Source organism: Sphingomonas oligophenolica (assembly GCF_006438955.1).
Classification (GTDB): Bacteria; Pseudomonadota; Alphaproteobacteria; order Sphingomonadales; family Sphingomonadaceae; genus Sphingomonas; species Sphingomonas oligophenolica_A.
The window spans coordinates 429,456-455,030 of sequence record NZ_RCZK01000001.1 but is presented as its reverse complement, the minus strand read 5'-3'; the positions used below and the strand labels follow the sequence as shown (position 1 = coordinate 455,030).

The 25,575-nt window shown below is 66.0% G+C and carries 27 protein-coding genes; 13 read left to right on the top strand and 14 right to left on the bottom strand.

The genetic code is table 11. The annotated features are described in order from the left end of the window. Positions 1-14: 14 nt before the first annotated feature. Together argB and EAH84_RS02375 are read right to left on the bottom strand one after the other, a co-directional pair. Entirely contained in the window at positions 15-914 is a 900-nt protein-coding gene (gene argB, locus EAH84_RS02380; protein WP_140867068.1) for an acetylglutamate kinase, read from the bottom strand. Next, a complete protein-coding gene (locus EAH84_RS02375) occupies positions 911-1,597 on the bottom strand; it encodes a queuosine precursor transporter (protein ID WP_140867066.1) in 687 nt (228 codons plus the stop codon). The genes argB and EAH84_RS02375 overlap by 4 nt, the downstream gene beginning before the upstream one ends. A gap of 122 nt (positions 1,598-1,719) precedes the next feature. Here EAH84_RS02375 and EAH84_RS02370 point away from each other — a divergent pair, with 122 nt between their 5' ends. Further along, positions 1,720-3,024: a NupC/NupG family nucleoside CNT transporter gene (locus tag EAH84_RS02370; protein ID WP_140867063.1), complete on the top strand. Its 1,305-nt coding sequence runs from the start codon at positions 1,720-1,722 to the stop codon at positions 3,022-3,024. Between the two features lie 78 nt (positions 3,025-3,102). Here the strand turns inward: EAH84_RS02370 and EAH84_RS02365 are convergent, their stop codons facing one another. Beyond that, positions 3,103-5,397 carry a CDC48 family AAA ATPase gene (locus EAH84_RS02365; protein ID WP_140867060.1) on the bottom strand — a complete coding sequence of 765 codons (2,295 nt, stop codon included), beginning with the start codon at positions 5,395-5,397 and terminating at the stop codon, positions 3,103-3,105. 284 nt (positions 5,398-5,681) lie between these two features. Here EAH84_RS02365 and EAH84_RS02360 point away from each other — a divergent pair, with 284 nt between their 5' ends. From EAH84_RS02360 to EAH84_RS02345, 4 genes are all read left to right on the top strand, one after another. Further along, the gene (locus EAH84_RS02360) at positions 5,682-6,605 is read left to right on the top strand and encodes a LysR substrate-binding domain-containing protein (RefSeq protein WP_140867057.1); all 924 of its coding nucleotides are present in this window, start codon (positions 5,682-5,684) and stop codon (positions 6,603-6,605) included. After that, positions 6,606-6,995 (top strand): hypothetical protein, encoded by a 390-nt coding sequence (locus EAH84_RS02355; RefSeq protein WP_338326024.1) that lies wholly within the window; start codon positions 6,606-6,608, stop codon positions 6,993-6,995. A gap of 3 nt (positions 6,996-6,998) precedes the next feature. Then, the gene (locus EAH84_RS02350) at positions 6,999-7,283 is read left to right on the top strand and encodes a hypothetical protein (protein WP_140867054.1); all 285 of its coding nucleotides are present in this window, start codon (positions 6,999-7,001) and stop codon (positions 7,281-7,283) included. A gap of 141 nt (positions 7,284-7,424) precedes the next feature. After that, positions 7,425-8,393, top strand: a complete 969-nt coding sequence (locus EAH84_RS02345) for a carbon-nitrogen hydrolase family protein (RefSeq protein WP_140867051.1) — start codon at positions 7,425-7,427, stop codon at positions 8,391-8,393. A gap of 41 nt (positions 8,394-8,434) precedes the next feature. On the opposite strand, the gene EAH84_RS02340 is transcribed toward EAH84_RS02345, so the two are convergent. After that, positions 8,435-8,905, bottom strand: coding sequence for a peptidylprolyl isomerase (locus tag EAH84_RS02340; RefSeq protein WP_140867048.1), 471 nt, complete (start codon positions 8,903-8,905; stop codon positions 8,435-8,437). Positions 8,906-9,009: 104 nt separating this feature from the next. Between EAH84_RS02340 and mgtE the strand changes: the two genes are divergently transcribed. Together mgtE and EAH84_RS02330 are read left to right on the top strand one after the other, a co-directional pair. After that, on the top strand, positions 9,010-10,419 hold the full coding sequence (mgtE, locus tag EAH84_RS02335; RefSeq protein WP_140867045.1) for a magnesium transporter: 1,410 nt from the start codon (positions 9,010-9,012) through the stop codon (positions 10,417-10,419). 16 nt (positions 10,420-10,435) lie between these two features. Continuing rightward, positions 10,436-10,840, top strand: coding sequence for a DUF1489 family protein (locus tag EAH84_RS02330; protein WP_140867042.1), 405 nt, complete (start codon positions 10,436-10,438; stop codon positions 10,838-10,840). Between the two features lie 4 nt (positions 10,841-10,844). Here the strand turns inward: EAH84_RS02330 and EAH84_RS02325 are convergent, their stop codons facing one another. The 6 genes from EAH84_RS02325 to EAH84_RS02300 form a co-directional block, all read right to left on the bottom strand. Next, positions 10,845-11,549, bottom strand: a complete 705-nt coding sequence (locus EAH84_RS02325) for a GIN domain-containing protein (protein ID WP_140867039.1) — start codon at positions 11,547-11,549, stop codon at positions 10,845-10,847. Positions 11,550-11,609: 60 nt separating this feature from the next. Continuing rightward, positions 11,610-12,329 (bottom strand): head GIN domain-containing protein, encoded by a 720-nt coding sequence (locus EAH84_RS02320; RefSeq protein WP_140867036.1) that lies wholly within the window; start codon positions 12,327-12,329, stop codon positions 11,610-11,612. Between the two features lie 118 nt (positions 12,330-12,447). Continuing rightward, complete coding sequence (locus EAH84_RS02315) at positions 12,448-12,981, bottom strand: CarD family transcriptional regulator (protein WP_140867033.1); 534 nt, start codon at positions 12,979-12,981, stop codon at positions 12,448-12,450. Positions 12,982-13,234: 253 nt separating this feature from the next. Continuing rightward, positions 13,235-13,576 carry a ferredoxin FdxA gene (gene fdxA / locus EAH84_RS02310; protein WP_140867031.1) on the bottom strand — a complete coding sequence of 114 codons (342 nt, stop codon included), beginning with the start codon at positions 13,574-13,576 and terminating at the stop codon, positions 13,235-13,237. Positions 13,577-13,666: 90 nt separating this feature from the next. After that, the gene (locus EAH84_RS02305; RefSeq protein WP_241656410.1) at positions 13,667-13,981 is read right to left on the bottom strand and encodes a S4 domain-containing protein; all 315 of its coding nucleotides are present in this window, start codon (positions 13,979-13,981) and stop codon (positions 13,667-13,669) included. Next, positions 13,974-16,475, bottom strand: a complete 2,502-nt coding sequence (locus EAH84_RS02300; RefSeq protein WP_140867028.1) for a helicase-related protein — start codon at positions 16,473-16,475, stop codon at positions 13,974-13,976. The genes EAH84_RS02305 and EAH84_RS02300 overlap by 8 nt, the downstream gene beginning before the upstream one ends. Before the next feature lie 222 nt (positions 16,476-16,697). Here EAH84_RS02300 and EAH84_RS02295 point away from each other — a divergent pair, with 222 nt between their 5' ends. Beyond that, a complete protein-coding gene (locus tag EAH84_RS02295; protein ID WP_140867025.1) occupies positions 16,698-18,194 on the top strand; it encodes a M23 family metallopeptidase in 1,497 nt (498 codons plus the stop codon). A gap of 82 nt (positions 18,195-18,276) precedes the next feature. Here EAH84_RS02295 and EAH84_RS02290 read toward each other — a convergent pair whose 3' ends face one another. From EAH84_RS02290 to EAH84_RS02280, 3 genes are all read right to left on the bottom strand, one after another. After that, complete coding sequence (locus EAH84_RS02290; protein WP_140867022.1) at positions 18,277-19,950, bottom strand: ATP-binding protein; 1,674 nt, start codon at positions 19,948-19,950, stop codon at positions 18,277-18,279. A 73-nt stretch (positions 19,951-20,023) separates the two neighbouring features. Further along, positions 20,024-20,797, bottom strand: coding sequence for a TIGR02186 family protein (locus EAH84_RS02285; RefSeq protein WP_140867019.1), 774 nt, complete (start codon positions 20,795-20,797; stop codon positions 20,024-20,026). After that, positions 20,797-21,711 (bottom strand): sulfite exporter TauE/SafE family protein, encoded by a 915-nt coding sequence (locus tag EAH84_RS02280; RefSeq protein ID WP_140867017.1) that lies wholly within the window; start codon positions 21,709-21,711, stop codon positions 20,797-20,799. The genes EAH84_RS02285 and EAH84_RS02280 overlap by 1 nt, the downstream gene beginning before the upstream one ends. 202 nt (positions 21,712-21,913) lie before the next feature. Here EAH84_RS02280 and EAH84_RS02275 point away from each other — a divergent pair, with 202 nt between their 5' ends. Genes EAH84_RS02275 through EAH84_RS02265 form a run of 3 tightly spaced genes read left to right on the top strand, consistent with a single transcriptional unit; the run spans position 21,914 to position 23,269 of the window. Then, positions 21,914-22,357: a hypothetical protein gene (locus EAH84_RS02275; protein WP_140867014.1), complete on the top strand. Its 444-nt coding sequence runs from the start codon at positions 21,914-21,916 to the stop codon at positions 22,355-22,357. Between the two features lie 60 nt (positions 22,358-22,417). Beyond that, positions 22,418-22,912, top strand: a complete 495-nt coding sequence (locus tag EAH84_RS02270; protein ID WP_140867011.1) for a Panacea domain-containing protein — start codon at positions 22,418-22,420, stop codon at positions 22,910-22,912. A 3-nt stretch (positions 22,913-22,915) separates the two neighbouring features. Beyond that, complete coding sequence (locus tag EAH84_RS02265) at positions 22,916-23,269, top strand: hypothetical protein (RefSeq protein WP_140867008.1); 354 nt, start codon at positions 22,916-22,918, stop codon at positions 23,267-23,269. A gap of 1 nt (position 23,270) precedes the next feature. Here EAH84_RS02265 and EAH84_RS02260 read toward each other — a convergent pair whose 3' ends face one another. Beyond that, the gene (locus EAH84_RS02260; protein ID WP_140867005.1) at positions 23,271-24,230 is read right to left on the bottom strand and encodes an IS1595 family transposase; all 960 of its coding nucleotides are present in this window, start codon (positions 24,228-24,230) and stop codon (positions 23,271-23,273) included. A gap of 115 nt (positions 24,231-24,345) precedes the next feature. Here EAH84_RS02260 and EAH84_RS02255 point away from each other — a divergent pair, with 115 nt between their 5' ends. Next, positions 24,346-24,567 (top strand): DUF6471 domain-containing protein, encoded by a 222-nt coding sequence (locus tag EAH84_RS02255; protein ID WP_140867331.1) that lies wholly within the window; start codon positions 24,346-24,348, stop codon positions 24,565-24,567. 68 nt (positions 24,568-24,635) lie between these two features. Further along, positions 24,636-25,514, top strand: coding sequence for a hypothetical protein (locus EAH84_RS02250; protein WP_140867002.1), 879 nt, complete (start codon positions 24,636-24,638; stop codon positions 25,512-25,514). The last annotated feature ends 61 nt before the right edge of the window (positions 25,515-25,575 follow it).

Below are 25,575 nucleotides of genomic sequence, written 5' to 3'. Positions count from 1 at the left end.
CTAGTATTCCGACATCACGCGTGAACCAGCGTGCCCGCGCCCTGCGAGGTGAAGATTTCGAGCAGCATCGCGTGCGGCACCCGCCCGTCGAGAATGACCGCGGCCTCGACCCCCGCCTCGACTGCGGCGATGCAAGTGTCGACCTTGGGGATCATCCCGCCCGAAATCGTGCCGTCGGTCTTGAGCGCGGCGATGGCGGTCGCGTCGAGATCGGTGATCAGCGTCCCGTCCTTCGCGAGCACCCCCGCGACATCGGTCAGCAGGAAGAACCGCCGGGCGTCGAGCGCGCCCGCGATCGCACCCGCCATCGTATCGGCGTTGATGTTATAGGTTGCGCCATCGGTGCCGAGCGCGACCGGGGCAACGACGGGGATGAAGCCATCGCGCGCAAGGTTGCGCAGGATCGCGGGGTCGACCGCGACCGGTTCGCCGACGAAACCGAGGTCGACATGGCGCTCGATTCCCGAATTGAGATCGGGCTCGGTCCGCGTCACCTTTTCGGCGATGACGAGGTTGGCGTCCTTGCCCGAAATCCCGACCGCGCGCCCGCCAAGCGCGGCAATCCACCCGACGATTTCTTTGTTGATCTTGCCCGCGAGCACCATCTCGGCGACTTCCGCGGTCGCCGCGTCGGTGACGCGCAAACCGCCGACGAAGGTCGATTCGACCCCGAGCCGCTTGAGCATCGCGCCGATTTGCGGCCCGCCGCCGTGGACGACGACGGGGTTGATCCCGACCGCCTTCAGCAACACCACATCCTCGGCGAAATCGCGCTGCGCCTCGGGATCGCCCATCGCGTGGCCGCCGTATTTGATCACAAAGGTCTGCCCCGCGTAGCGCTGCAGATACGGCAGCGCCTCGGTCAGCGTCTCCGCCTTGGCGAGCAGCGCGGCGTCGGGGGTATAATCGGTCATGTGCGCGTCTCTGTGCCGTCCAGCTTCCGGCCCAGCGCCACGAACGCATAAATCAGCGGCGGCACCAGCACCGCGGACAGGACGACCTTGGCAAGCATCTGGCCGAGCAGCAATTCGCCGATCGGGAACACCCCGACAAACGCAATCGTCACGAACAACAGCGTGTCGACGATTTGGCTGAGGATGCTCGCCAGCCCGGCGCGGAACCACAGCAAGGTCGCGCCCTCGCGCCCCTTGAGCCACGAGAAGATCGTGACGTTCAAGGTCTGCGAAATGCCATAGGCGACGATTCCGCCGAACCAGATCCGCGGCGTCCCGCTCATCATCAGCGCGAAGGCGTCGCGGCGCGCGGGGTCCATCTGCGGGCTCGCGGGCACCGCGAGCACGACGATCGAGAGCAGGATCGACGCGATCAGCGGCACGAACCCGATCCGCACCAGCAACGTCGCGGTCTTCTGCCCGTGGAGTTCGGCGACCGCGCTCGAGGTGACGACGAGCAACAGGAACGCGAAGATTCCCGCCTCGACCGCGAGCGGCCGCCCCCAGATCAGATCGCCGATCTGATCGATCGGCCAGGGCGCGACCTGTTTGTTGCCGAGCACACCCGCGATGCAGACCATGCCGCCGTAAAAGATCGAAAAGGCGAAGAGCGAACGCGGGATCGCGGGGGGCATGGTGGTCATCGCGCGCGACGCTAGCGGGATTTGCCGATGCGTCAAATGACTAGCGAAGCGGGATGCCGCGTGTCATGTCCATCGCGCGCAGCCGGGGGGCAGCGTCGTCCACGTCCACGCGGAAAGCTTGCATGAACCGTATCCTGATCGGCCTCGTCGGCATCGTCGTCATCCTCGGGCTCGCGGTCCTGTTGTCGACCGACCGCCGCGGGATCCGCCTGCGCGTCGTCGGCGCGGCGTTCGCGCTTCAGGTCGGGATCGCGGTGCTGGTGCTCTACGTTCCCGCCGGCAAGACCGTGCTCGGCTATATGTCGGGCGGGGTCGCGAACCTCTTGGGCTATGCCAAGGCGGGGGTGGATTTCCTGTTCGGCCCGCTCGCGTCCCCCGCGATCGGCGGCAACAGCTTCGCGATCGCGGCGTTGCCGGTGATCATCTTCTTCGCGAGCCTCGTCTCGATCCTCTATTATCTCGGCGTCATGCAACTCGTCGTGCGCTGGCTGGGCGGGGCGATCGAGTGGGTGATCGGGGTGTCGAAGGTCGAATCGCTGTGCGCGGCGGCCAATGTCTTCGTCGGGCAGAGCGAATCCCCGCTTGTCATCCGCCCGTATCTCGCCGCGCTCACCCCCGCGCAGCTGTTCACCGTGATGACCAGCGGGATGGCCGGGGTCGCGGGGACGATCCTGGCGGCGTACGCGTCGATGGGAATCCGGATCGACTATCTGCTCGCGGCGAGCTTCATGGCGGCGCCCGGCGGCATCCTGATGGCAAAGATCATCATGCCCGATCGCCGCACCGTCGCCGAACTCGACACGGTGACATTGCCGGAATCCCGGATCAGCGGCGAAGGTCCCGCTGCATTGCTCCCGGAAGGCGGTATCGCGGGCGAACCGATGCCCGATGCGACGCATGACGAGGAAAAGCCCGCCAATATCATCATGGCCGCCGCGCAGGGCGCTCAGACCGGGGTCAAGCTCGCGGTCGCGGTCGGTGCGATGGTGCTCGCGTTCGTCGCGCTGGTCGCGCTCGCCAACGGGTTGCTCGGCGGGGTCGGCGGCTGGTTCGGGATCGACGGTCTCAGCTTCCAGGGCTTGATCGGATACGTCTTCCAGCCGGTGATGTACCTGCTCAACGTGCCGTGGCACGAAGCGGGGATCGCGGGCGGGTTGTTCGGCGAGAAGATCGTGCTCAACGAGTTCGTCGCCTATATCGACCTCGGCAAACAGGCCGCGACGCTGTCCCCGCGCACCGTCGGCGTGGTCACCTTCGCGCTGTGCGGCTTCGCCAATTTCAGCTCGATCGCGATCCAGATGGCGGTGACCGGCGGGCTCGCCCCCAACCAGCGCCCGATGATCGCCAAGCTCGGCCTGCGCGCGCTCGCGGCGGGCAGCCTCGCCAATCTGATGAGCGCGGCGCTCGCGGGCTTGCTGATTTATTGACCCTGCCGTTCGGGCTGAGCCTGTCGAAGCCCGGTTTCACCACCGCCCTTCGACAAGCTCAGGACGGACGGGGAAAGGTCAATCCACCCCCTTCGGGCCCCGCGGCGTCAGTTGCCCCGGCGCGATAAACCCGAGCGGCTGGATCGCGGACGCATCCTGCTTCAGCCGCGCCGCCATCTGTTCGTATTCGCGTTCCAGTTCGGGGGTAACGCTGGCGCGCGATTCGGTCAGCGCCTCCTCGAAGTCGGCCATCGTCACCGACGGCGAATCGATCGACCGCCGCAGCGCGACCAGCCCCGCGCGGCGGACGACATCTTCCAAATCCGCGCCGGTGAAGCGATCGGTCCGCGTCACCACCACGTCGAGGTCGACATCGTCCGCCAGCGGCATCTTCTGCGTCTGGATCGACAGGATCCGGCGCCGCCCCTCGGCGCTCGGCACCCCGACATAGACCAGTTCGTCGAACCGCCCCGGGCGCAGCAGCGCGGGGTCGACGAGGTTGGGCCGATTGGTCGCGCCGATCACCACGACCGATTGCAATTCCTCCAGCCCGTCCATCTCGGCGAGGATCGTGTTGACCACGCGTTCGGTCACCTGCGGCTCGCCCGCCCCCGATCCGCGCGCGGGCACCAGGCTGTCGAGTTCGTCGATGAAGATCACGCACGGCGCGACCTGGCGCGCGCGGCTGAACAGCTTAGCGATCTGCTGCTCGCTCTCGCCATACCATTTGCTCAACAGGTCGCTCGACTTGGTCGCGATGAAGTTCGCCTCCGCCTCACGCGCCACCGCCTTTGCCAGCAACGTCTTGCCGGTGCCGGGGGGGCCATAGAGCAGGAAGCCCTTGGCGGGACGGATGCCGAGCCGCAGGAACGCGTCGGGATTCTTGAGCGGCAGCTCGACGCCCTCCTTCAACCGCTCCTGCGCCTTATCGAGCCCGCCGATGTCGCTCCAACGCACCTGCGGCGCCTGGACCATCACCTCCCGCATCGCCGACGGCTGGACGCGCTTGAGCGCCTCAATGAAATCCTCGCGCGTCACCGACAGGTCCTCGAGTACGTCCGCGGGCACCGTGCGATCCTCGAGGTTGAGCCGCGGCATGATCCGCCGCACCGCATCGATCGCCGCCTCGCGCGCCAGCGCCGCGATGTCCGCGCCGACGAAGCCATAGGTGGTGCGCGCGAGTTCATCGAGGTCGACCCGGTCGCCCAGCGGCATGCCGCGGGTGTGGATTCCCAAGATCTCGCGCCGCCCGCGCTCGTCGGGCACGCCGACAACGATCTCGCGATCGAATCGCCCCGGCCGCCGCAGCGCCTCGTCGAGCGCCTCGGGGCGGTTGGTCGCTGCGATCACGATGAGGTTCGCGCGCGCCTCCAGCCCGTCCATCAGCGTCAGCAGCTGCGCGACGACGCGCTTTTCGGCCTCGCCCTGAACATTGCCCCGCTTAGGCGCGATCGAATCGATCTCGTCGATGAACACGATCGACGGCGAGGCTTTCGCCGCCGCTTCGAAAATCTCGCGCAACCGCCCTTCGGATTCGCCATAGGCCGACCCCATGATCTCGGGACCGTTGATCAGGAAGAACGACGCATCCGATTCGTTCGCGACCGCGCGCGCCAGCCGCGTCTTGCCGGTGCCGGGGGGGCCATAGAGCAGCAGCCCCTTGGGCGGATCGACGCCCAGCCGCTGGAATAGTTCAGGATAGCGCAGCGGCAGTTCGACCATCTCGCGCAACTGGTCGATCGTCGCGGCCATCCCGCCGATATCGTCATAGGTGACGTCCGCACGCCGCGCCGCGGCGGGTTCCTCATATTCGGATCGCAGCTCGATCTCGGTATTCTCGTCGATATGGACGACGCCCTTTGGGCTCGCCGCGATCACCGCGAGCCGGATTTCCTGCAACGCATACGCCGGCGCGTTCATGAACTGCTGGACGTTGGGGGGCATGTTGCCGACCCGTTGATGCCCCGCGGTCGCGACGATGTCGCCCTGGCAGAACGGGCGACCGAAGAAGGTGCGCTTCAGCGCGTTGGTCGATCCCTGCAGCTTCAGGTTATGCTGGGCGGGCGCGAACACGACGCGGGTCGCAGGCTTCGACACCGCTTTGCGCACCTCGACCATGTCGCCCGAACCGACCCCCGCATTGGCGCGCTGGAGCCCGTCGATCCGCAACAGGTCGAGCCCCTCGTCCTCGGGATAGGGGCCGACCGCGCGCGCCGGGGTCGATTGCTTGCCGACGATCTCGATCACATCGCCCTCGCCGACATCGAGCGCCGCCATCAGCGCGCGCGGCAGATGCGCCAGGCCGCGTCCCGAATCCTCGGGGCGGCTGTTGGCCACCTGAATCCGGCGCGTATTGGGGTCGCTGTCGGCCATTCTTCGTCCTTCGTCGCTTGGCATCGACGGTCAGATAGGGACGGATCGCGGGCTGTGCGAGCCGCACGGCGCGCGACACGCGCAAAAAAAGGGCCGCCCCAGAAGGGACGACCCTATGAAAGTTTTTAGGAGAGGATGCCTGAAAGGCGCACCCTTTTTGCGCTGCAGCAGTTTATGTTGCAAGTGCGAAATCATCTGATACGATTGCGTATAGTGCAATCGCCGATCGCTACTGGCGTTGCGATACGATCCAGGCCCCGGGGCTCGTCGGGGGGAGAAGAACGATGCGCAGACTGCCGCCATTGGGCGCGATCGAGGCGTTCGTCCAGGTCGCGCGGCTCGGCTCGGTTAAGGCCGCGGCGGAGGAACTCGCGCTGTCGGCCCCCGCGCTCAGCCGCCGCGTCCAGGCGCTCGAACGCTTCATCGGCAAGCCGCTGTTCGCGCGCCGCCATCAGGCGATGACGCTCAACGCCGATGGTGACAAATTGCTCTCGCAGCTCGCGCCCGCGCTCGATTCGCTCAGCGACGCGGTCGAATCGATGACCAGCGGGACCGAGGTGCTGCGACTGCGGCTTGGCGTCCTGCCGCTGTTCGCGTCGCAGCGGCTGTTTCCGCGGCTTGGCGAGCTGCGCGCCGCGCATCCCGAACTCCACCTCGACATCGACACCGCGGGCCACGGCGTCGCGCGGCTCGGCGACGGGCTCGACGCGGTGATCGCCTTGGCGCGCGACATCGACCCCAGCCTCTATGCGCGGCGACTCGATCGCAATTCGGTCTATGTCATCGGTGCCAGGGCGCTGCTCGACGGCCCCGATCCCGTCACCCGCCCCGAACAGCTCGGCGGGCTGACTGCGCTGATCCACCGCGACATGCCGGATACCTTCACCGCCTGGCGCCACGCGGCGGGGCTGCCCGATCTCGAACCGCTCGCGGTAGATCATTTCGATTCGGGCGCGCTGATGCTCGAGGCGGCGGCGCAGGGGCTCGGCATCGCGTTCATGCTCGACAGCCATTTCCAGGCCGCCCACGATCCGCGGCTGGTTCGATTGTTCGACATCGACGTCGAAAGCCCGCACAGCTATTGGTTCGTCTGCCGCCCCCGCGCGCTCCAGCAAAAGCCGGTGCGGATGTTCCACGACTGGCTGATCGGCACGCTCGCCGAAGAACCGGCGCCGAAGCCGTCGCGGACGAGGATCGCGAGCATCTGAATGACTGGCCGCCTGACGCCGGTAGGAATCCGCTGCAGCGCGGTTGAGCCGGAAACCAGCCTGACGGATCACCGCCGCGCTCCCAACGGTTTGACGCCGCCGCACGCTCGGCTACGACGCGCCATGGATTTCGATCAACTGCTCGTCAGCTTCTTCGGCACCGACGCAATCGCCGACCTCGCCCCCGGACAACTCGCGGACGGCATCGATCGCCTGCGCGTACAGTTCGGCCTAGAACGGGACGGCGGACGCCGGTTCGCACTCTGGTGTCTGGCGTACATGCTCGGCGCTGCCCCCGACCTCGACGTCGCCTTCAAGGACCCGGCGGATCGAGAGGCTGCGCGCGACTTTATGGACACCGTCGATCGCGAGATCGAGGACGACGGCTAAGCGATGACCGCAACATCCAAGGCATCGGTCGAGCACGAAGGCTATGCGCACGGTCGGCGGGATGGCTTGCGGCTCGCGCTCGCGATTTTGGCGACGGAGGAAGCCAAATGGGCGGCGCTGTTAGGCGAGAGCCCGTCCTGGCGAACCAACGCCATTCGGCAGGTTCGGCACAAGACATTGCAGGTCGCGCAGCAGCGCGTCCAGACCGCACTGACCCGCCTGACGCCGAGGGCAGCCGCCGCCATCGACCCTGAACTGGCAGCTGCGCTCGAAAAGGCTGGGCTCTGACTTATAACGATGTGACCCATCAGTAGGTGCTCAGCGCGTACTCGACACCGCCTGTAATCAGCCGAACGTCCAACTTGCGATGTGAAAGGCTGGTTGATCAGTAACCGATCGTGTGCGGCAGAAAATCACCTATAGGGAGTGATGGCACCGTCCCCCCGTACCATCACCGCAGTCATCGTCCAGGCCGCGCCCGTGCCGCTTGCGGTCGGCGACGGTATCGCGGCGCTGATCGGCCATCTGCGCCGTGTCGAGGAGCATCGCGCCGCGATCGTCGCGTTCGGCGAGACCTTTCTCGGTGGCTATCCGCTGTGGCTCGACGAAGCGCCCGGCGCGGCGCTGTGGGATCACCCGGGGGCCAAGCGCCTCCACGCGCTCCTGCTCGAGCAGGCGGTCGTGGCGGGCGATGTGCGACTGGCGCCGGTGCAGGACTGGGTGGATCGAACCGGCACGCTCGTGTCGATCGGCGCCCACGAGCGCATCCGTGCAAGCCTCTATAACAGCCAGCTGCTGTTTCGTCCGGGAAGGCCGCCTCTGATCCATCGCAAGCTCGTGCCAACCCATGGTGAGCGGCTAATCTGGGCGCGTGGCGACGGCTCGACGCTCGACGTCCATCAGGCCGCATGGGGACCGGTCGGAAGCCTGATCTGCTGGGAGCATTGGATGCCACTCGCGCGCGCGGCGATGCACCATGCCGGCGAATCGGTCCACGTGGCTGCTTGGCCCACGGTTCGCGAAAGCTACCGCATCGCGTCGCGTCATTATGCGTTTGAGGGTCGCTGCTTCGTTCTGGCAGCCGGGACGATCCAGCACCGCGAAGACCTCGTCGACGGTTTGGCGCGGGTCGGCGGCGATGGTGATGCGCTGGCGCTGATCAGGGAGATGCCGGATGGACAGCTCCAGCACGGCGGCAGCGTGATTGCCGGGCCCGACGGCGTCGTGCTCACCGAGGCAGGATCGGACGCCGACGTGCTAATGGCAACGCTCGATCTCACGCACCGCGATGCAGAACTTGCCGCGCTGGATGTCGATGGCCATTATGCGAGGCCCGATGTGTTCGAACTGGTCGTCGATCGCGCAGCCCGCAATGGTGTCAGCTCCCGCGAATCTTAGTGAAGTCTAGTTCCTCCCCCTTGCGAGGGGAGGAACTACGATCACGCAGCGCGCATCTTCACGATCTTGCCCGGCTCGCGCGGGGGTTCGCCCTTGGGCAGCGCGTCGATCAGGTCCATCCCGTCGGTCACCTCGCCCCACACGGTATATTGCCCGTCGAGGAAGCCGGCATCATCGAACACGATGAAGAACTGCGAATTGGCGGTGTCGGGCTGGTTGGTCCGCGCCATCGAACATACCCCGCGGACATGCGGCTCCTTCGAGAATTCGGCCTTCAAATTGGGCTTGTCCGACCCCGACATGCCGGTGCCGGTCGGATCGCCGCCCTGCGCCATGAAGCCCGGGATCACGCGATGGAAGACGACGCCGTCGTAGAAGCCGTCGTTCGCCAGTTCGACGATCCGTTCGACATGCTTGGGTGCCAGGTCGGGGCGCAGCTTGATCGTGACGTCGCCCCCCCCTCCAGCATTGGCATCCAGCGTCATCGTCAGGGTAGAGGGGGTATCGGTCATGATAATTCCTTTCGGGGTTGCCGCGCAGATAGGGGGCGAGACCCACGCTGGCAAATCCCGGCGCAGCGCGGTAGGCAGCGCACGCAGCATCAGGGAGGCGGCGAGTGAGCGAAATCGAGCTTCCCGAATCGGATAGCGACGCCGAGGTCGAAAACCAGCTCGACGAGGACGATCGGCTGAAACCCGAATTCGTCCGCGCTGTCCTGGAGGCGGTCGAGGCGGGCGACGACGAAGCCGCGCGCACGCTGGTCGAGCCGCTCCACCCCGCCGACATCGCCGATCTGTTCGAACTGACCCGGCAGGAGGATCGCGCCGGGCTCGCGCGCGCGGTCAGCGACCTGCTCGACGGCGACGTCTTCGCTGAGATGAACGATTATGTTCGTGAAGATCTCATCGACGCGCTCGAACCGCACCAGGTCGCCGATCTCGCCAGCGAACTCGATACCGACGATGCGGTCGCGATCATCGAGGACATGGACGCCGACGACCAGCGCGAAGTCCTGCGCGCGATGGAGCCCGACGATCGCGCCGCGATCGAGGAGGCACTGTCCTACCCCGAGGAATCCGCGGGCCGGCTGATGCAGCGCGAGCTGATCGCGGTGCCCGAACACTGGACCGTCGGCGACGCCATCGATTATCTGCGCGGCCACGAGGAACTGACCACCGATTTCTGGGAAGTGTTCGTCGTCGACCCCGCGCACAAGCCGGTCGGCACCGTCGCGCTGTCGTGGATCCTACGCACCCCGCGCGGGATTGCGATCGGCGACGTCATGCAGCGCGAACAGACGCTGATCCCGGTCGACATGGATCAGGAAGAGGTCGCGCTCCGCTTCCAGAAATACGCGCTGATCTCCGCTGCGGTCACCGACGCCACCGGGCGTTTGGTCGGCATGATCACCGTCGACGACATCGTTCACATCATCTCCGAAGAGGCGGGCGAGGATATCCTGCGGCTGTCGGGCGCGGGCGACGGCGATATCAACCAGCCGATCGGGCTGACCGTGAAAACCCGGATGATCTGGCTGATCGTCAATCTCGGCACCGCGATGGTCGCCTCGTCGATCGTCGGCCTATTCCAGGCGACCATCGCGGCCTTCGCGCTGCTCGCAGTGCTGATGCCGATCGTGTCGGGGATGGGGGGCAATGCGGGCACCCAGACGCTCGCGGTCGTGATCCGCGCGCTCGCGACCAACCAGCTGACCAGCTCGAACACCCGCTGGATGATCCTGCGCGAACTGCGGATCGCGGCCGCCAACGGCGCGATGCTCGGCGCGCTGATCGGCATCGGCACCTATCTCGTGTTCGGGCGCACCGACCTGTCGATCGTGATCGCGGTGGCGATGATCATCAACAACGTCAGCGCGGGCCTCGGCGGGGTGCTGGTCCCGATCACGCTCGACAAGTTCAACGTCGATCCCGCGGTGTCGTCGGCGGTGTTCGTCACGACGCTGACCGACACGATGGGGTTCTTCTCGTTCCTGGGGCTCGCGACCTTGTGGGGCCTCCACGGCTGACCCACATCGACGGCTCATGCCGCTCCACCTGACCAAAGTCGCGTTCGGCGCGACGAGCCTCGATCATCTCGCCGAACGGCTCGCCGCGCGCGCCGAAGCGGGGCCGCTGTTCCTGACGACGCGCTATTTGCCCAAGCGCCACGAGGAAGTCGCGGGGCGGGGTTCGTTGTTCTGGATCATTAAGCACCAGCTCGTCGCGCGATCGTCGATCCTGCGCTTCGGCGAGGCGGAGGGGGGCAAGGTCGCGATCCACCTCGATCCGCCGCTCGTGCTGGTCCAGGCACGCGCCAAGCGCGCGCATCAGGGCTGGCGCTATCTCGAAGGCGCCGACGCCCCGCTCGATCTCGGCGGTGGTGCGAGCGGGCTTGCCGACATGCCGCCTCAGCTGATCGGCGCGCTCGCCGACCTTGCGCTGATCTGACGCGTCAGGCGCCGCCGCCGCACGTCACCGGGCCGCCCGCATTCGCCTTGACGCTGCATTTGGGGTGCCCCGCGACCGTCACCTGCCCCAGCCCCAGATTGTCGACCGTCGCGGTGAAGCGCGCGTTCGCCTTCACTTCCCCCGGCCCATCGACGCGCACTGTCGCATCGCCCGCGGCCAGCGCGCCCGCGTCGATCGTCGCCGGGCCGTTGGCGATCAACCGGGTGCTTGTCGCACGCCCCGCCAGCGTGATCGCGCCGCCGCCGATCACCGTCGCATTCGCCTGATCGGCGTCGATCCCGCCCGCGATGATGACCCCCGCGCCGGTCACCGCCAGTTCGACCCGCGTCGCCTTCATCCGCGGGATCGTCAGCCGCCCCGCGCCGATCACCGTCGCGTGCACGACGTTGCGCGTGCGCAGCGTCACCACCACCGGTTGGGTCGTCGATGCGCGCGGCTGTTCGCCCCATTGGCCGAAGCCGTTACGGATCGTCAGCGTCGATCCATCGACCCGCACCTCGACCCCCTCGATCACGCGGCGATCCCCCGACAGCGTCGCGCCGGGCGACCCATTGACGATCCGGACCTCGAACGGCCCCTGGACCCGCACCCGGTCGAAACTGCCGATATAGATCGGCCGGTCCGCCGCCGAGGCGGTGGCGGTGGCGCAGGACAGCGCGAGAACGGCGAGGCGAAGCGACAAGGTCATCCGCTATCCTCGCATCCTAGCGCGTCCCCCGGCAACCCCGCGCGTACGTCCGCGGTCGAGTCACCGACAGCGCACCGACCCCGATCCCACCTTCGACACCGAACAAGTCGCACCCGCGCCCAAGTCTACATCGCCCGATCCGACGATGCTTACCTTCGCCGGGCCGTTGACGACCGCGGTCGCGTCGCCCGATCCGGCGATCGACACCTTGGCCTGCTGCGCGGTCAGCCCGCGCGCGGTCAGGTTGCCCGATCCGGCGATGTCGACCGTCAGCGCCTTGGCAATCCCCGCCGCGCGCAGGTCGCCCGATCCCGCGATCGACAGCTTGGCGTTGTCGACCGCCATCGCCGCGACGCCCAGGTCGCCCGATCCCGCGACGGTGCCCGCGAAATTCGCGCCCTCGACGCGATCGATCGCCATGTCGCCCGACCCCGCGACGTCCGCCGCCGCCAGCCGGGGCAGCGTGACATAGACCTTGACCTTGCCGTGCTCCCCCCAGTGCATCCCGCTCTTGCGCCCGACCTTCAGCGTGTCGCCATCGCGCGCGATCCGCAGCTGTTCGAGCTCCTTTGCGGGGCCTTCGGCGCGCACCGAGAACCCCGCGCCGACGCGGACATCCACATCGTCCGATCCGCGCAGCTCGACCCCGGTGAAGTCGGTGACCGCATAGCTGCGCGTGGTGCCCGATCCCGTCCCGGCGACCCCTGCGCCCTTGTCGTCGTCCCAGCTCATCGAACAGGCGGTCAGTCCGGCGAGCATCGCGATCGCGGCATAGTTCATGATTCGGCTCCCATCGTGTATTGGTGAATTAATACACCGCCGCGATGGGTGCCGCAAACGAAAAAGGGCGACCCCTTGGGGGCCGCCCTTCGTCATCGGATCGTCAATCGATCAGCGATCAGGCGACCACCTTGTCCTTGTTGTAGATCGCGGCCGACGCGTTCAGTATCTCGAGGATCTTGACCTGCGCGGCGGGCTCGTCGGTGCCGTCCATCGCGCCGAGTTCGCGCGCGAGACGGCTGGTCGCGGCCTCGAAGATCTGGCGTTCGGAATAGCTCTGCTCGGGCTGGTCGTCGGCGCGGAACAGGTCGCGGACCACCTCGGCGATCGACACGAGATCGCCCGAATTGATCTTGGCTTCATATTCCTGCGCGCGGCGCGACCACATCGTGCGCTTGACCTTGGGCTTGCCCTTCAGCGTGTCCATCGCCTCGCCCATCGTCTTGTCCGACGACAGCTTGCGCATCCCCACGCTTTCGGCCTTGTTGGTCGGCACGCGGAGCGTCATCCGCTCCTTTTCGAACCGCAGCACATAGAGTTCGAGGCTGGTTCCCGCGATCTCCTGCTTCTGGAGTTCGACCACGCGGCCGACGCCGTGCTTGGGGTAAACGACAAAATCGCCGACATCGAAGGACAGTGCCTTGGCAGCCATGGGGGGCCTTTCTGCAAGCATCCGACGGTGACGGGCCGAGGTCGGGGGGACCACGGGCAGCCGTCGTGTCGAGATGGGGTGTGAATCTCCGGCAGGGCGCGTCGCTCACCGCGCCCGTCACGGACGTATTTAACAGCTTTGAAACAAAATTACCAGCGAAGAGTCAGCCGCGCTGACCCGCTCCGGCACGATTCACCGCAACGCCCACACCCGACCACCGGCTGGACCACTGCTTGACACCGCAACCCGCGGTTCAGTCGCCCTTGCCGGGTTCGGGGCTGAAATATTTGTCGAATTTGTCTTCTTCGCCCTTGTGCTCGTCGGCATCGGCGGGGGTCTGGCTGCTGTTGGTGGTCACATTAGGCCATTGCGCGGAAAAGGTCGTGTTGATCTCGAGCCACTTCTCGAGCCCGTTCTCGGTATCGGGCAAGATCGCTTCCGCCGGGCATTCGGGTTCGCACACGCCGCAGTCGATGCATTCGCTGGGGTTGATGACGAGCATGTTTTCGCCCTCGTAGAAACAGTCGACGGGGCACACCTCGACGCAGTCCATGTACTTGCACTTGATGCAGGCATCGGTGACGACATAGGTCATGGTTCGAAAGGCTCCCTGTCGCAGTATTCGGTGTGGGCGTGTTCGGTATCGGCGTGTTCGACCTGCTGCTATGCCCGACGATGGGGCTCGTCAATCACCCGGCGCTTGCTGCGAGCCGTTCTCAACCATCAGATCCTGATAGCAGCCGCGCGCTTCGGCCGGGGGGCCACGCCGGGTCGGCAGCGCCTCGATCCGGATGACGCGGACTCGCTGCCCCTGCGCGAAGGTCAGGATATTGCCGACGCGGACCGGCGCGGCGGCACGATCGATCGTCCGTCCGTCGATCCTGAGTCGCCGTTCGCATGCGATCACCTGCGCGGCGCTCCGCGTCGTGGCGAACCGTGCGTGCCACAGGAACCGGTCGAGCCGCATCGCCGCGCCCCCGCCTCCACGCGCGTCAGCCATGCCGGACCAGATCGGCGAGCCCCGCGAACGCCCCCGTCGTCGGCGCCTCGCGCTCCTGCCGCCGCGGCGCCGGGCGACCCCGCCACGCCCAGCGCGCGCCGCCGTCCGACTGTACGCTGCGAAAGCCGAGCTCGACCATCAGGCGTTCGATCGTCGCAGGCTCCAGCCCGATCGAGGTCGCGAGCGCGGTGTCGGGCGCGAACGGCGCGCGCCCCTGCCGCGCATCATGCACCCCGCGCGCGATTCGTTCGACCAGGTCGATCCGCACCGCCTGGCGCGCGAGCGGGCGATACCCCGCGGCCAGCGTTGCTCCTGCGGTGCCGCGCGCGAGCACGGTCGCGGCATCGGGCGCGATCGGCAGTTCGCGATCCCGCGCGGCGAGCAGCGCGGCGCGCCACGCCTGCGCCGCCGGTTTCAGCAGCCGCGGGTCGTACAGGTCGAGTGCGCCGACGGTGATGCCGATCGACCGCAGCCGTTTGCGCTCGTCCGCCGACAGCGCCTCGACCGACGCGCGCAGCGGCAGCCGCGCGGTGATCCCGGCGCCATCCTCGATCGCAGCCGCGACGATGCGCAGCGCGGGGGTCGCGTCCGCATCGCGCGTCATCGCCGCGAGCGACACCAGCGCGCGCGCGTGCCGCGCCATGCCGTCCGCGAACCAACGCTCGATCCGCGCGTGCACCTGCGTCGCAATCGGCTTGGCGAGGCAATCGAGCGAGGCGTCGAGGATCAACCGCGGTCGCGCCAGCGACGGCCCCGCCGCGAGCGTCGCGACCGCATGCCCGCGCCACACCATCGCCACCCCGTCGCTCCCCTGCGACCCGAACGCGATATCGCCATCCGCCGCTGCGATCAGCGCCGCTGCGCGCGCCGCGCGTTCGCCCGCCAGATGGCGTTCGGCAGCAGCAAGCAACAGCCGTCGATCCCCCGCCCGCGCGCTGGCATCGACCGTGAAGCGGAACCCGTCGAGCCGCCCGATCGCATGGTCGTCGACCATCACCTCCCCCGCCTCGCCGATCGTCACCGGCAGCGCTGATGCGTCGGCACCGATCTTGCGGATCAGCGCAGTCGTCCGCTTGTCGACGAACCGTTGGGTCAGGCCCGCATGGAGCGCGTCGGACAGCCGCTCCTCGACCTCGCGCGTCCGCTCCGCCCAATGCGCGGAATCGGCGAGCCAGTCCTTGCGGTTGGCGATATACGCCCAGCTCCTGACCGACGCGATCCGCCCGCTAAGCGTTTCGACATCCCCCACCACGGTGTCGAGCCGCGCGATCTCGTCGGCGAACCATTGGTGCGGAATCGGCCCCTCGGCGAGATAGTTGAAGACGCGTGCGACGAACCGGCTGTGCGGATCGAGCCCGCTCTTTCTGAAATCGGGCAATCCGCACGCCGCCCACAGCCGCGCGACCATCTGCGGCGATCGGACGCGCTCGCGCACGCCAGGCTCGTCGGCGAGCCGCTTCAGCACCGCCAGGTCGATCGCCTGCGGTGCGGCGCGCAGCACGTCGGCCTGCGGCTTGCGCTCCAAATCCGCGATCAGCGCATCGATGCTCGACAGGTCGGGATCGCCCTCGCGCCAATACAGTTGCTCGATCCGCGGAAAGCGATGTTCCTCGATCGCGAGCACCTCTTCGGGCAGGAACGCGCCCGGCCCCTCCTCGACCAGCGCGCCGAACGTCCCGTCGCGCTGGTGCCGCCCCGCGCGCCCCGCGATCTGCGCCATCTCGGCGACGGTCAGGCGGCGGCTGCGTTTGCCATCGAACTTGTTCAGGCTCGCGAACGCGACATGCGCGACGTCCATGTTGAGCCCCATCCCGATCGCATCGGTCGCGACCAGATAATCGACCTCGCCCGCCTGGAACATCGCGACCTGCGCGTTACGCGTCCGCGGGGAAAGCGCGCCCATCACCACCGCTGCCCCGCCGCGCAGCCGCCGCAGCATCTCGGCGACCGCATAGACTTCTTCGGCGCTGAACGCGACGATCGCGGAGCGTTTGGGCAGCCGGCTGATCTTCTTCGCGCCCGCATAGGAAAGCGTCGAAAAGCGCGGTCGCGCCACGATCTCGGCGTCGGGAATCACCGCGCGGATCATCGGGCGCAGCGCCTCCGACCCCAGGATCATCGTCTCCTCGCGCCCGCGCCGGTTGAGCAGCCGGTCTGTGAACATATGCCCGCGCTCGGGGTCCGCCCCCAATTGCGCTTCGTCGAGCGCGACGAACGCCGCGTCGTGATCCGGCATGCTTTCGGCGGTACACAGGAACCAGCGCGCGTCGGGGGGGACGATCTTCTCCTCCCCCGTCACGAGCGCGACCTGCCGTTCGCCTTTGATCCGGACGACGCGGTCATAGACCTCGCGCGCCAGCAGCCGCAGCGGAAACCCCATCACCCCGCTCGAATGCGCGCACATCCGTTCGACCGCGAGATGCGTCTTGCCGGTATTGGTCGGCCCCAGGACCGCAGTGACGTTGTCAGCGGAGACGGGGGGGGCGACGGCCATGCACCCCACATCGGGCTTCGCGACGCGCCGCGCAATGATCCACATCGGCTTCGAACACATTGGTTTTCGCTCGATTAAACCGCCCGCCGTGACCCGGCAACCGTTCGCCGCAGCGGGCCGCGCCGCGCGCGCCGGTTAATTTGACTTTAGCACCTTGCCCTCACAGTGAATCGACCTGCGCCGGGGGGAATACGGCGAGCTGACGACGGTAAGGCTTCGCCCGTGTTTCTACGCAACGAACCAGGATTGGAACTCGCGGGGGGCACCACCGCCCGCTCGTTCGTGCGTCCCGGGTTTGGACGTGCCGCCGTCGTTGCGCCGCCGCCATCGCTGTTCGACACGCTCGCGCGGATCGACTGGACCCCCGATCTCGGTACCCAGATCGGCAGCCGCGACTGGTGGCGCGGCCTGGCCACCTGCACCGCGCTGTGTGCCGTCGCCTATATGCTCTCACCCGGCGTCGGGCGCACCGTTGTCGGCGCGGTCCCGGCACCGCTGCAGGGGCGCGAATGGGACGAGGCGCGCGCGCAGGGAATCGCGCCGCTCGCCTGGGGCGCCGATACCGGCAAGCGAATGGCCGCCAACGATCTAGTCGCGCCGCTCGCCGAAGCCCCCGAACGCCCGACCATCGAACTCAGCGCGACGATGGGCGACGGCGACCGGTTCGCCAGCGTCCTCGAACGCGCCGGGGTCGGCGATACCGACGCGAACCGCGCCGCCGATCTGGTGTCGCAGGCGGTAGCGCTCGGCGACATCGCATCGGGCACCCGGATCAACCTGACGCTGGGGCGGCGTGCCGACAAGCGCGTCGCCCGCCCGCTTGAATCGCTGGCACTGCGCGCGCGTTTCGACCTCGCGCTCGCGATCGACCGCGCGGGCAGCGGACTCGTCATGGCCCGCCAACCGATCGCGATCGACAACACCCCGTTGCGGATCCAGGGCCTGGTCGGATCGAGCCTCTATCGCTCGGCACGCGCCGCGGGTGCGCCGCCGCGCGTCGTCGAATCCTATATCAAGGCGCTCGCGACCAAATTGTCGATCGGACGCGACATCGCGGCGGCCGACAGTTTCGACCTGATCGTCGAACAACAGCGCGCCGCGACCGGCGAAGTCCGGCTTGGCAAGCTCGTCTTCGCGGGAATCGACCAGGGCGCGAAGAAGCTCCAGCTCGTCAAATGGGACGGCCCCGCCGGCACCAGCGACAACGGCGGCTGGTACGACGCCAACGGTCAGACCGAACGCCGCGGCTTCATGGGAATGCCGGTCGCGGGCCATATTACCTCGACCTTCGGGATGCGGCTGCACCCGCTGCTCGGCTTCATGCGGATGCACAAGGGGATGGACATCGGCGCGGCCTATGGCGCGCCGATCTATGCGGTGCTCGACGGTGTCGTCCAGCTTGCAGGGCGCGCGGGCGGCTACGGCAATTTCATCAAGCTCGCGCATGGCGGCGGGCTGGCGAGCGGCTATGGCCATATGAGCCGCTTCGCGGTGCGCCAAGGTCAGCGCGTCAGCCGCGGTCAAGTGATCGGCTACGTCGGCTCGACCGGCATGTCGACCGGGCCGCATCTCCATTGGGAGGTGTGGAAGAACGGCCAGGCGATCAACCCGCGCTCGATCAGCTTCGCCGCCGTCTCCGCGCTCTCGGGCGAGAAACTGCGCGCGTTCAAGGCACGGGTCGCGCACCTGCTCGCGGTAAAGGTCGGCGCCACGCGCTGATTGGCGGCTAACGGCGCGACCATGTTAGATCGGTTAAATCTCAACCGCGCCATCGGCTAGCAAGCGCCAACTCAACCTCGGACTATTTGCCCTGTGCGCGCCAGCGGCGGATCGTGCGCTCGATGATCGCGTCTTCGCCACCGCTATCGCGCCACAATTGGGTGAACAGCGGGTCGCCCGACGCCGGACGACGGTCTTCGGCCAGATCGTCGAAGCTCACCCGGATCGGCACCGCAACGCCTTCGCCGCAGATGATGCATTCGCGGTTGCGCAGCGCGGGGATCGAATCGAGGAACCCGCGGGCGCCCTCCGGCATCGCCGCGCGGACGAAGGCTTGGTCGCGTTCGTTGTTGAGGCGCATCGCGATGATCGTGCCGCACTGCGACAGCACGCCCTCTTCCAGATCGGACGGCCGCTGCGTGATCAGCCCCAGGCTCACCCCGTATTTGCGGCCTTCCTTCGCGATCCGCCCCAGGATGCGGCCGACCGACGAATGATCGGTCCCACGCCCGCTCGGAATATAGCGATGCGCCTCTTCGCAGACGAGCAGCACGGGGCGCTGGGGCTCGTTGCGCGACCAGATCGCGAAATCGAACGTCATCCGCGCCAGTACCCCGACGACCACCGAGGTGATCTCCGACGGCACGCCCGACACATCGACGATCGAGATGGGGCGGCCCCCGCCCGGCATCCGGAACACCCGGGCCAGGAAATCGGCCATCGTGTCGGCAACCAGCATCCCTGAAAACATGAAGCCGTAGCGCGGGTCAGCCTTGATCTCGTCGATCTTGGTCTTCAGCCGCAGGTATGGCGCGGTATCGCCCGCGCGATCCATCTTGCCCATTTCGAGCCCGATGATGTTGGTCAGGTCGCTGAGCAGATACGGTACCGGCGCATCGACCGTCAGCTTGGCGATCTCCTGTCCGATCCGGCTCTTCGCCTTGGCCATCAGCAGGCATTTGGCGAGGATGTCGCTATCGATCTGGCGTTCGTGACCCTGCACGGTGACGAACACCTCGCAATGTTCTTCGAAATTCATCAGCCAGTACGGCATTTGCAGATTGGTGACGTCGAAGATCGCGCCGCTGTCCGCGAACGCCGCGGCATATTCGCCGTGCGGATCGATCATCACGATATGGCCTTCGGGAGCCATGTCGCAGATCTTGTGGAGAATCAGCGCGGCGCTGGTCGACTTGCCGGTGCCGGTCGACCCGACCAGCGCGAAATGCTTGCCCAGCATCGCATCGACATACAGCGAAGCACGGACGTCGCGGGTCGGATAGACCATCCCGATCTGAATGTGCGGGCGATCGGTCGCGGAATAGATTTGCTTGAGGTCGAGCGTCGCGACCGGAAAGACGTCGGCACCCGGAATCGGATAGCGCGTCACCCCGCGGCGGAAGTTGTAGAGCTTGCCGGTCAGCCGTTCCTCGTCGCCCTCGCCGAGAAAGTCGACGTCGGCTGCGACCCAGTCGCCCGCGATGTCGTCGAGGCTGAGGCTGCGAATGTTGGCGATCAGCCACGCCGACCCGACCCGCATCTTCACCTGCCCCCCGACCTGTCCCGCCGAGGCGATGACGGGATCGGGGTGCCGCGCGACCGCGTCGAGCTCGGTACGGCTGAGCAGAATACGGCTGCTCGATCCCGCGATCGACAGCACGCAACCGATCGCCGCGACCGCGGTCGCATCGGCGGGCAATCCGGCCCCGATCGGCGTGGCGCCGACGAAGGCACTGGCTCCGGGCATGTCGTTCATCGGCACATCGACCCCTGTCGTTCGATTGCTGCCTATGCCCGCAAACCCGTTAAGATCGTGTAATTAACGCCAATTACAGCCGCCGCGCGATCCAGCCCGCCGCGCCGCCGAGCGCGATCGACAACGCCACCGCGACCAGCCCGTAGCGAATCGACGTATGATCGGCAGCGCGCGCGACGAACCGCTCGAACCCCGATTTCCTGATATCGATATCGCGCACCGCTGCGGCGAGCACGCGCCCATCGCGGATCAAAAAGGTTTCCGCGGTGAACCGGCCCACCGGCACCCGCGCAGGCACCGTCAGACGCGCGCGATAGAGCACGCCGTCGGTAATCTCGACCGCCTGGGGCGCCTCGTAATACAGTCCCGCGCGCCGCTTGAGCTCGACCAGCCCCTGCTGGAACCGCGCCTGCGTATCCGATACCGCGCTCGAGGCGGGGGACAACTGGAGGCTGCCGAGCCCCAGTTCGTAGATCGCCCGCGTCCGCTCGTCGACCAGCTGATCGATCGGGCGCGACGAGGCGACCGCGTAGAAACTCGGCGCGGAGCGATAGCGCAGCCGATCGGCGTTGACCCAGATCCCGGCGACCTTTTCCTTCTCGCGCACCACGATCGACTGGGTCGGGCCCTTGACCACGACGACGATGTCGGTCGGCTGTTCGCCCTTGGGCTGGCGCCCACCGGGGTAAAGGATCGCGCCGAACAACAGCAATTCGGCGCCCGTGAAGCTGTAGGCGATGTCGATGTTACGTTGGCTGACGTCGGGGATCAGCACCGGCTTCGACGCCGACGCCGCCATCATCAGCGGCGCGGCCAGCATCGCCGCCGCCAGCGCGCGCGCGCGCATCAGGCCAGCTCGATCGAAAAGAGTTCATCGGGTCGCCACACCAGCCCCAGCAGGATCCGCAGGCCGACCAGCAGCACCAGGATCGCGAGCGCGAGGCGCAGATATTCCGGGCGGACCTTGGTCGCGAATCGCGCGCCGACCTGCGCACCGGTCACCGACCCGAGCAGCAACAGCGCCGCGAGCACGATATCGACCGCCTTGGTCGTCGTTGCATGGACCATCGTCGCGACCGCGGTGACGAACAGCGTCTGGAACAGCGAGGTGCCGACCACGACGCTGGTCGCCATCCCGAGGAGGTAGATCATCGCCGGGATCAGGATAAAGCCCCCGCCGATTCCGAGCAGCATGGTGAGGATGCCGGTCGAGAACCCGAGCAACAGCGGCGCGAGCGGCGAGATATATAGGCCCGACGCATAGAATCGCGTTCTGAGCGGCAGCGCCGCGATCAGCGGATGGTGCCGCCGCCGCCGTGGCTTCACCGGTCGCGCGCCGCGCGCCGAACCGATCGCGGTCCATGATTCGCGCGCCATCAGCGATCCGATCGACCCCAGCAACACGACGTACACGACCCCGATGACGGTATCGATCTGCCCGCTCGCCTGGAGCAGCTGGAAGATCCACGCCCCCACGAACGAACCGAGGATACCGCCCGCGACCAGCACCCCGCCCATCTTCACGTCGACGCCTTTGCGATCGAAATGCGCGAACACCCCCGACACACTGGCGCCGGTGATCTGGCTCGCCGACGAGGCCGCGGCGACGGTCGGCGGGATGCCATAGATGATCAGCAGCGGCGTCGTCAGGAACCCGCCCCCGATTCCGAACATCCCCGACAACAGCCCGACGCCGCAGCCCAGCGCGACGATGACGAGCGCGTTGACCGACAGATTCGCGATGGGGAGATACACGTCCACGCGCGTGGCGTTACCGCGTCGCGCCGTGGCGTGCCAGAAGCGACGAGCCGATCGATCTAGAAATCACTCCCGATTGACAGCGCGGGGCCGGATCCCGGCGCGGCGCGCCCCGCCACGCGGCGACGCCAGTCGAGCGGTATTATGTATCAGATGCACCAACGTAGCGACAGACGTAACCGCGTCAATACGCTAATGCCATCATATGCAGGACGGATACGATCAGACGCTAAGCGGGTTGCTGCGTAAGCGCGGCGAACTGGCGCTAGAGGTAGAGACACACCGCACGGCGTGGGAGGCGACCAGCGCGTCGCTAGAGGCGATCGACCGCGCTATCCTCGTATTCAGCCCCGGCCTCAATTACGACGATCTCCCGATCCGCAAGCGGCCTCCCGTCGCCAAGGATGGCACGACCGACCTACAGCGGTTCCTGCTCGACATGCTGCGGCGATCAGGCGGGCCGGTGCGGACGCTACAGGCTGCATCGGCAATGGCGGCTGACCGCGGCGTTGACGAGCGCGACCGCGTTGCCATGACGCTCCTACGCAAGCGCGTGGCGGATTCGTTCTACCGGCTGCGGAAGAAGGGGCTGGTGGTGGGGGTGAAGTACGGGTCGGGGAGCGAGTTGGAGTGGCGGCTGGCCGGATAGAGCGTACCTGAACCAGCGCTATAGACAGATTCAGCGGGAATCCCTACATGTCATCCCGCAATGGCTGACGCTCCAACATACGTCTATAAGCCTACATGGGTAGCAAATACCTTTCTCTGGCGCGCCAAAGAAGATCGCGTAGGAGTGGACCCGCTAAAGATACAAAAGCTCGTATACAACATGCATGGGTGGTATCTGGCTACAACCGGGTTTCCCGTCGTAGGTGATCGATTTGAAGCATGGCCTAATGGGCCCGTTTTATCGTCGCTGTATCAGCAATTTAAGAAGTATCGCTGGAATTTTATAACTGAGCTTGCATCCGATATTGATCCCCAGACTGGGGAAGCAAAAGCCTTGGTTGTCGCACAATCAGACGAGAAATTTTACGAGATCTTCGCAGCGGTTTGGCAGCGTTACAAGGGCTTCACCGGGCCGGAGCTTTCCGCTCTTACACATGCTGCGGGTACGCCGTGGAGCAAGGCACGCGAGGAAGGTCACCAGTATATATCGGACGATGAAATCCGAGCGCATTTTCTAGAATTGGCAAGAGCATAGGCCTTGGCGGACGATCTGGCACCGATTACGTCGATCGAAAGCGCACCGGTAGAAGCCCCGACGTCTGAAATACCCAAAAAGGGTTTTGATCCCCTAACCGGAAGACCGGACCCAAATCTTCCCCATCATCTAGGATGGATAGGAAAGTTTTTTGGGGGTGGCCCCGAGAAGGCTGGCAATATCGCGGGATTTGTTATTTTAGGGGCGTTGCTCCTAATCATAGCTGCCTGTATCGGCCTTGGCGTGAGCGCGACCGACAAAGCGGCTGAAGTGTTCAAGTTGGCGATTAGCGGCGCATTTTCGTTAATAACCGGCGCGCTCGGCTTTGTTTTTGGATCAGCTACGAAAGACAAGTAGATTAAGCCGCGCGCTGCCAATATCCCGCCCACTTGCGCGACACCAGCGACACCATCGCAGCCCGCGTAACCATCGCCGCTTGCGTACCGTTGGGCTGGCGACGGTTATCCTCGCGCCATGCCATCTCGCCAGCGTAGGCGTTCAAATACGGTCCCGCGACGTGGTGGTGAACGCCGATCTCCGAACGACGTAGGCGGCTGAAAAAGCTTTCCGCCTGATTGGTGCAAGCGCCGTCGAGTGCGTAGGCCTCGCTGTGGTTGATGCGGAACGTTTCGTAGCGAGCGTGGAGCGCATCCCAGTGGCTGGCCTCGTCAGCATGAACGACCGTGCCGGGTTCGACCACAGCGGCGACGTGAGCGACGCCAGCGGCTTCGCCCTTGCCAACGAACGTCAGCATGTCACCGCCGCGCTGGCGGATCACGATAACCGACTGGCGCTTGCCATTCTGTGCCAGCAGCGTGCGGCGATCGACGCGATCGGCCTTGCGGTTGGCGGGCTTCACATAGCCGCCGAAATACGCGCCATCGACCTCGACCGTGCCGCTAAGGCGCTGTCCCGCATCCTCTAGCGCCATCGCCTCACGTAGCTTGTGCGACAGCACGAATGCGGTCTTGTATTGCACGTCCAGGTCGCGGCTGACTTGCAGCGCTGACACGCCCTTTGCGCCGTTCACGAAAATGACGATCGCGGCGAGTAGGTCGGTGAACGGCAGCTTGCGGCTCGCGAAGATCGTGCCGCTCGTCACCGAAAACTGGTGATAGCAAGCGACGCACTTGAAGCGACGGCGCGACGTTATGTTATAGGTATCGGGGCAACCGCACTGCGGACACACGGCCTCGCCTTCCGTTTCAGGCCAACGCATCTGACGGAACGCCTCGTAGGCGGCATCCTCGCCCATCTTGAAGACGGTCTTCAAGCTGAGGGTGCGAGCTTGTGCGGAAAGGAGGAAATGTTGTGCCATGTAATCGTATCCAGTGCTTATGCATCGGATATAATGGCATCACGGTATCGTTGTCAATGGCGTTTGTATCGCGTATGATGGCATATCGCATCATAGGAGCAGCTACGTGAAGACGATGAAGGATTGGGAGGACGAGGCAAAGGGGCTGCTGAAAGGCGAACTGAAGCGCCGGGGTGTGACCTACGCGCAGCTTGCCGGGAAACTGGCGGACATTGGCGTCATGGACTCGGAACCGAATATCAGGAACAAGCTGGCGCGGGGTAAATTCACAGCGGTGTTCTTGATCCAATGCCTAGAGGCTATCGGTTCGTCCTCCTTGCGGCTTTCGGATGGCTGAGCCTAGCCGCCCAAGGCCCAACTACACCACCCGAGGTAGGCAACACCAAGCCCGATCGCGGCGCTCGCATGGGCGACCAGCACAAGCAGCCCTCGCCTATCATCAACGCTATACCAAGCTCTGATAACGCCCCACCCGCCGATGGCGGCTGCCCCGACCGCAAGGATCGCCGCGATAGCGATCTTTGCGCACAATGGAAGGCTGCCGATGCCGCTAGCGACCAGGTTCACATTGGCTGGGTTGGCTTGGTTTTGGGCTCTGTAACGATGGGGGCCGCAATTGCCGCTGCGCTGTATGCGCGCGACGCTGCACGCGAAACAAAATGCAGCGCTGATATTGCTGAAACCGCTCTGGGGCACACACAAGCGGAAAACCGTCGACTGAGACACGCGCGAACTGCAGAGGCTATGCGCGCTCGGCGCGCGATGAAAAGCTCTGAGGATACCGCGAGAAGGCAATTGCGGGCCTATGTGGGCTGCGATTACGTCACTCTCGCTTGTTCCGGCGCCAGCCCTTCCATTACCCCCAGCATTAAGAATTTCGGGCAGACGCCCGCCACCAACGTGGTCCTCGAAATGTATATCGTCGTGACGTATGACAACCCGAATGGGCGAGTGCCGACATACAAGCCGTTTGAGCACGCCGACTCTTGGATGGGCACCATAGATCCCGGAGCTTCTCTCAGCAGTAAGTTCGGCATCGCTCCCCCAGACGGGGCGGGAGAAGCGATGATGACTCAAGTTTTTACCACCATACGCTATCAAGACATCTTCGGTGCGCGAAAGTGGCGCAGGCAGGCTTGGCTCGTCGCCGACAACCCCCGCAATGGGCTGTCTCCCGATACCGTGCTGTTGGACACGTTCTACGGCGGGAATGAGGACGGCGAGGGCGAGCCACCCCCAGTGCCACTTAAAGAACATAATAAGCGCCTGAGGGGAGCCGCTTAATCATGACGCATCGCCTATGATGGCACCAGCCATCACGCGCGTGCGCTGGTGTAACCGCCTT